At 35.3% G+C, this 4818-nt stretch carries 6 protein-coding genes; 3 read left to right on the top strand and 3 right to left on the bottom strand.

The features are described from left to right. Positions 1 to 81 precede the first annotated feature (81 nt). A complete protein-coding gene (locus A5N85_RS12800; RefSeq protein ID WP_072577549.1) occupies positions 82 to 213 on the bottom strand; it encodes a helix-turn-helix domain-containing protein in 132 nt (43 codons plus the stop codon). Between the two features lie 231 nt (positions 214 to 444). Then, entirely contained in the window at positions 445 to 1773 is a 1329-nt protein-coding gene (brnQ, locus tag A5N85_RS12790) for a branched-chain amino acid transport system II carrier protein (protein WP_245935952.1), read from the bottom strand. A 908-nt stretch (positions 1774 to 2681) separates the two neighbouring features. Here brnQ and A5N85_RS12785 point away from each other — a divergent pair. Next, positions 2682 to 3449 carry a DUF4198 domain-containing protein gene (locus A5N85_RS12785; protein WP_072577547.1) on the top strand — a complete coding sequence of 256 codons (768 nt, stop codon included), beginning with the start codon at positions 2682 to 2684 and terminating at the stop codon, positions 3447 to 3449. A gap of 160 nt (positions 3450 to 3609) precedes the next feature. Here A5N85_RS12785 and A5N85_RS12780 read toward each other — a convergent pair whose 3' ends face one another. Then, positions 3610 to 3825, bottom strand: a complete 216-nt coding sequence (locus A5N85_RS12780; RefSeq protein WP_072577546.1) for a hypothetical protein — start codon at positions 3823 to 3825, stop codon at positions 3610 to 3612. Positions 3826 to 4019: 194 nt separating this feature from the next. Between A5N85_RS12780 and A5N85_RS12775 the strand changes: the two genes are divergently transcribed. Together A5N85_RS12775 and A5N85_RS17875 are read left to right on the top strand one after the other, a co-directional pair. Next, a complete protein-coding gene (locus A5N85_RS12775) occupies positions 4020 to 4403 on the top strand; it encodes a histidine kinase dimerization/phospho-acceptor domain-containing protein (protein WP_072577545.1) in 384 nt (127 codons plus the stop codon). A 257-nt stretch (positions 4404 to 4660) separates the two neighbouring features. Next, positions 4661 to 4818: helix-turn-helix domain-containing protein (locus A5N85_RS17875; RefSeq protein ID WP_143143303.1), on the top strand; the 158-nt coding region annotated here is incomplete at its 3' end.

Genomic DNA, 4818 nt, shown 5'->3' with positions numbered 1-4818 from the left:
GGTAATTATCGGGATACTGCTCAATATCCTTAAGCAAGGCTTCATCATCAATCTTTGAGGGCTTACGCTCAGTTAAAGCCTTTAGGATGGGATTTTAATCCAGCTATAGACGGTGAATTTGCTGATCTTGTAGCGCTTTGCAACAGCGCGCCAAGTTTCTCCATTAGCAATATCGTTAAGAATTTTTTGTCGGAATTGGCGGCAGTAGGTCATAGGATATGCTCAGTTTGTTTTTGATAATTCTACTACAAGTTGTTCTTTATATCTGCTTTGGATAGATTGGATTATAAGTGATTTGACTATAATTCGCCTTTCTATTGGAATTGAACATATTGATGATATTTTGGCAGATATTGAGCGAGCTTTAGAGAAAGCATAAAGCCAAACCCTCAACAAACTTTACGTACGGAAAAGCAAAAAGCTTTTCCGTTTTTTATTCGCAAACTAAATAGAAGTAAGGACTTTAGGACGACGAAATAAACGACAAAGAATCCCCACTCCAATAATCAAAATAACTGGAATAAGCCAACCCAAGCCAATCTCATACATTGGCAAATACTTAGATAATAAGGCAAGTGTAGCATCGCTTAATCCAAATGCAGCTTTATAGGCATCAAAGAAACCAATAACCGCCGTAACGCCTATCGTCCAACGATATACCCAACGCTGATGTGCAAAAATCGGCGAAAGAAATGTCAGCAGAATTAAAGTAATCATCAAAGGATAAAGCCACATTAGAACCGGAATAGAATAAGTAATCAACGCTTTCAAACCATAGTTAGCAACTGCTGCCGCAAAAATAGAAAAAATCCATACCCACACTTTATAAGAAAATTTTGGTATTAAACGATGGAAGAAATCGGCACAAGCACAAATCAATCCCACAGAGGTACTTAAACAAGCTAAAAAGACGATGACTGCCATCAATAAATTGCCAGCTTTCCCGAAATAATGCTGTGCAGTATGTGCCAAAACTGCCGCTCCATTATCTAAAATCCCAAATAAACCAACACTGGTTGCGCCAATATAGGCGATAAAACTATACGTAACTGCCAAACAAATAGCCGCTATACCACCTGCATAAAACGTTAATTTCATTAATTGCGCTTTAGACTGACCATTATCAATCGCCTGAATAACAAATACCCCAAAAATCATAGAGGCCAAAGCATCCATCGTGTTATAGCCATCGATAAAGCCAGCCATCAAAGCTTGCTTAGCGGAATCATTTGTTCCTTGTGGTAAGGCAGACATTGGTTGAAATACCGCATATAAAGATAAAATCAAAATAGATATTAACAAAGCTGGCGTTAATATTTTCCCGATGCGTTCAACTAGCTTACCCGGCGCTAAAGAAATCCATAGTGATAGCGCAAAAAAGACAACCGTAAACGCGGCTAAATAAAGCGGCTGCACCGTTGTAATATCTGCGCCCATTATTGGAACAACGCCGATTTCAAATGCTACTGTTGCTGTTCTTGGTAGTGCAAAAAAAGGCCCGATTGTTAAATACAGCATCATGGTAAAGAATAAGCCGTAAATAGGATGCACTCTAGCAGCTAAAGTGCGTACATCTTTTTCCTGCGAAAAACCCATCGCCGCAACCCCCAATAAAGGAAGCCCTGTTCCCGTCAAAAGGAATCCCAAAGTTGCGGAAAAAACGTCTGTTGCTTCTCGTTGACCTAAAAACGCTGGAAAAATCAAATTGCCAGCACCAAAAAATAAAGAAAATAGCATTAGCCCTACGACCAATACCTTTTGCGAATTTGACAAAACAAGCTCCTTTAGTATTATCAACAATTCACATCTATAGCCAACTTCCCAAAAAATGCATACACATTAACTAAATATCCATCTTGAAAACAGTCTCCTATCCCCAAGTACAGTATGCATTTTTTGAGAGCCTTGCTATATCATACATTAAATTATTAAAAAATGATAAGTTATCTAATTTTTCTTATCAAAATTATTGTATAAATAAAGAGTTTAATAGAGATTTCATTCTCAAATTTATTAAAAATGAAAAGTCAGACGTTAATATCTTAAATAGATAATAACTTGAAAAATAGGTAGTGGTTTGAAAAGTATGCTAAACATACTCTTACAAAAAATACTTCTTTTAATATATTGATATTTAAATATTTAACTGCCACTGGATTATTTGATAATATTCCAGCATACTTTTCAAACCACTACCGAAAAATATGTTGGAGTATTATGTAATAATCTAACCGGTAGTTAATTGATCATCTAAATACCAATATCTTAACAAGAAAATTTCTTGGTAAGATTTAATGAGTATACTTTTCAAACCACTATCCAATATCAATGCAAAAGCATTGTACGATTTTCTTAAGCTTATATGTGCTTAGTTTGCTGTTATATTTCATTTTTCTAGACTAACAGATTGTTTCTGCCAGTCTAGAGTCTTTCTTTTTATACTTTCATTAAGATTCTATCTACAAAAATACTACATTATTATTTTATAAATAATTTAATATATCAAACATAGTTAAATTATTTTTTGATTATCTAAAAGTATAAATAATTAAAGATAGTATTCTTTATTGTATCTAAGGTACTATGCTGCGGCAAATAAAATGCAACAATATTACATTTTATTTGACAATGATTATCAATTAGATAATAATCCCGTTTCTATCTGATTTAAGGAGAAGTTAATGAAAAAATATCTTTCTATCGCTCTTATAGCTGCCTGTTCTACTACCGCTTTTGCACATTCACTTTGGGTAATAGGAGATAATAATAAAGATACTGTGAGTGTAAATTTGATTTATGGTCATGATTTTCCGGAACCGGAAATCATCCCAGAAGAGCGTCTATCTATTTTCGAAGCCCCCGTTATTCATGGTGAGAATTTTAAGGAAGTACTCAAACAAGCAGGAGCAGAAAATTATCATTACGAAGGAAAAGCTAAGCTAAAAGAAGGGACTTATCTGCTTTCAGCTTATTATCAACCAACTAGTTGGGTAAAAGATGATGCAGGCAAATGGTATATGAATAAGACTCGTAAAGATATTAAGAATGCTGTTTTATGTGAAACTGCTGTTATGCAGGGCAAAAGTATTCTCACAGTAGGAAATGATGACGGAAGTTACGCTCAAACTGTCTTAGGGAAAGGAATAGAAATTACACCATTAGCAAATAGCAATGCATTAAAAGTCGATGCGACTATTCCATTCCGCTTAACTAAAAATGGAGAACCTGTTGCAGACGCCGTTATTCTAGGAAGTTATGACGGATATGGCTTCAGCGGTCATGATATTCCGATGCCTTTTTATGCAAAAACCAATAAAAAGGGAGAATTTGAATTTAAAGCTTTGAAGCCGGGACTTTGGTATTTAACAACCGAACTAGAGGAAGACAGTGGCAATGCTGATTGCGAAATTGACTTTACAGAAGTAACCTTAACTTTTGAAGTTAAATAACACTTAAACAAAGTACGTATACAAACATACGCTACCTATAAGACTACATATTGTTAAATCATCTAAACTAGAATCTAATTTATCTTGATAATGCTATAAAACTCAATGGCAGTTCTATCATTTAGATGATTTAACTTTTTGTAGATCTTTTTTATCTTTCTCAATCGAAAAAAGCCCGTGAACGCTTTCTTTGTTGCCATAGAATTCGCTTAGTTTTAGTATGAACAACACTAAAATCTTTTGCAGTAATTTGAAAATCTAATTGCGAATAAAAAGAAGTCATCGCCAAGGATGACTTTTGTGATAAAGAAATATCTACTGTAGTATCTAATATTGAAAAATATCCATAACTATCAGAACCATTATTAAAAGCCATACCAAATTCTCTCTTCTTCTACTAAATAGGCAATAAAAACACCCTTTTAGTATGGTTAATAAGTATGAAAAATATGTGAATTTTATGTGAATATTGAGTGAAGAAAACAGAAACAGCGGATAAGCGGGGACGGGTAAACTACCCGCTATAGCCAATTCCCCAAAAATACATACAAAGCCAACTCAACTTCCACTTTGAAAACAGTCTCCTATCCCAAAATACTGTATGTATTTTTCGAGAGCCCTGCTATAACGGTAGAACAAACGATTACCACACTCACCCATGAACTCAAAACCCCATTAACCACTGCACAAGCCGCCGCTGAACTCTTTTCTGAACCAATGCTTAGCGCACAAGAACAAAAAGCATTAACGGTCCAAATTCAACGTGCAGGCAATAAAATGCAGACGTTAATTGAACGATTACTGGCTTTAGCACGTTTAGAAAATCGTCCGCAATTGATGTATGAAACGGTGTCTCTATCAAAGATTGCAAAAGCCATTATGACCGATTATGAACTGAGCTTATCTGCTCGAGCGTTGAGCATGGCTTTAGTGATAGAGGAGAAGTATGGATAGAAAATATCGGGGAAACCATTCCAGATTATGCTTTGCGTAAATTAACCGAACGTTTTTTCTCTTTACCGCGGCCAGATGGAAGCGGTAAAAGTAGCGGATTAGGGCTTAATATTGTCTCGTATATTATGCTGCTACATCATGGGAGGCTTGAAATTGAAAATATTACTATAGTCAAATCACTTAGAATCCAATCTATCCAAAGCAGATATAAAGAACAACTTGTAGTAGAATTATCAAAAACAAACTGAGCATATCCTATGACCTACTGCAGCCAATTCCGACAGAAAATTCTTAACGATATTGCTAATGGAGAAACTTGGCGCGCTGTTGCAAAGCGCTACAAAATCAGCAAATTCACCGTCTATAGCTGGATTAAAAATCCCCATCCTAAAGGCTTTACTGAGCGTAAGCCYTC

The organism is Suttonella ornithocola (assembly GCF_001889065.1).
Taxonomy (GTDB): Bacteria; Pseudomonadota; Gammaproteobacteria; order Cardiobacteriales; family Cardiobacteriaceae; genus Suttonella_A; species Suttonella_A ornithocola.
The sequence above is the reverse complement of the archived record's forward strand: the minus strand, read 5'-3'. Positions and strand labels throughout refer to the sequence as shown.